The sequence below is a fragment of the Occallatibacter sp. genome, assembly GCF_049802275.1.
Taxonomy (GTDB): Bacteria; Acidobacteriota; Terriglobia; order Terriglobales; family Acidobacteriaceae; genus Telmatobacter.
The window spans coordinates 1-1,936 of the sequence record NZ_JBARMD010000036.1 but is presented as its reverse complement, the minus strand read 5'-3'; the positions used below and the strand labels follow the sequence as shown (position 1 = coordinate 1,936).

General features: G+C 55.5%; 2 protein-coding genes. Both read left to right on the top strand.

The features are described from left to right. The coding region (locus WA354_RS01005; RefSeq protein ID WP_472811145.1) for a tetratricopeptide repeat protein at positions 1–757 on the top strand (757 nt) is incomplete at its 5' end. Positions 758–1,225: 468 nt separating this feature from the next. After that, on the top strand, positions 1,226–1,936 hold a 711-nt coding region (locus tag WA354_RS01000; RefSeq protein WP_472811144.1), incomplete at its 3' end, for a hypothetical protein.

Here is a 1,936-nt window from a genome sequence, read left to right as displayed (position 1 = left end):
GAGCTATTACGGAGCACGAAAATTTGACCTGGCATCTCAATATCTTGAGCCGGTGGCCAAGGCCGACCCTGCCAACGCGGAGCTTCATCAGGTGCTGGCGCAAAGCTGCCTGTGGGCCCGCAAATTTCCTTGTGCAGAGGAGGAGTTTCGCCGAATCGAAGAGCAGAATCCGGATTCGGCCCCAGCCCATGTCCTGACTGGCGAAGCGCTCGACGGCGTGGGGAAAACTTCTGAGGCGATTGCCGAGTTCGAGGCCGCGGCCAAAATCTCTCCTAGCTTGCCCAACGTCCATTTCGGCTTGGGCTATCTTCATTGGAAGTCGGAGCAGTATGACCTAGCCAGGCAAGAGTTCGAACGCGAGCTGGCTCTCGACCCCAACCACGCGCTGGCTTTGGCCTATATCGGAGATATCGAATGGAAGGGCAACCGTCCAGAGGCTGCCATTTCCTGGCTCAAGCGGGCGGAGGGCGTCAAGAAGGACCTGCGCATCGTCTACATCGATCTGGCCGCGATCTACGTGCATCAGAAGGATTACAAAGATGCCCAGACGGCTCTTGTACAGGCCGTGGCGCTCGATCCTGCTCTGCCCGATGCTCATTATCAGTTGGCACGTTTGTATTACACACTCGGGCGAGTCGCGGATGCGGAGAAGGAATCTCGTAAAGTGCGTGAGTTGCACGAGAAGGCGGCCGAGGACCTGGTGGGGAAGATCTCTTCTTCTCCGCCTGCTTTGAATCCGTCGGAGGGACCGAGATAAACGTGGCTGCAAGAGCGAAGAGGGCGTTCCGCCAGCAATAGAGCGATATTTGCCTGCCCTGCGAGTGACCGGATTACTCCCAAACCGGAAGTCAGTGTTGAACCTGTTCGACCTTGCGGGGGCTCTGCCACGTGCGAACCGAGCTCTTCGAACGGCCGTAGTCCACACCCTGACGTCAGATCCAATACAGATGCACCGCCAGCTTTCGGGCCATACATCGCGATGTTGAAGGAAGACCTTCCGCACGGATTGTTCGAATCGAAGCAACACTACAGCCAGGCCCGCTGAGCGCGGCAAGGTTGGGTTGTACGCCTATGGCTGGTCACTGAGGAAAGTGTGCACTTTGGCACAGTTTTAGATCCTGGTTCTTTGGGAAAATGACGTTTTTAGTTTCGGAACGTGGCTCTGATTAAAAATGCCGCACTGCTATGCCTGCTACTGATTCAACCCTAGGTTGCGGAGACACACATGAAGCAAGGCATCTTGGCCTGCACGCTACTGAGCAGTCTCGTTCTGCTGGTGTCAATCGAGAGTATGTGTCCCGACGCACAAGCTGTGCCCAGCTTCACCCGGCAAACCGGACTTCAGTGCAATGTCTGTCACAGCAATCCGCCTGAGCTAACCGCGTTCGGGCGCAAGTTCAAGCTCGAAGGCTACACGCTTACGGACAAAAAGGCAGATACGACCGTCGAGAGTAAAGACTTGAAGATCAACCGATATTTTCCAATATCGGTCATGCTTCTTCTCAGCGATACTGCCACCACGACCCACGTTCCAGGCGCGCAAAACGGGACCGCGGGGTTTCCTCAGCAACTCAGTCTTTTCTTGGCCGGCGAAATATCGCCTCATCTTGGGGGAATGGTGCAAGGAACCTATGACCATCCCTCGGATCATTTCACGCTGGATAATACGGACATTCGCTATGCCAAGCACACCACTTTGGGATCGAAGGACTTGTTATATGGGATTAGTGTGAACAACAGTCCAACGGTCGAGGATGTCTGGAACAGTACGCCGTCGTGGGGGTATCCGTGGATATCCGGCGAGAGCGCTCCCTCGCCTTCTGCTGAGCCACTCATTCTTGGAGGGCTGGCTCAGGATGTCGCTGGTCTCGGTGCCTACACGATGTGGAACGATCATCTGTATGCGGATTTCACTGTGTATCGCTCGGAACATGCT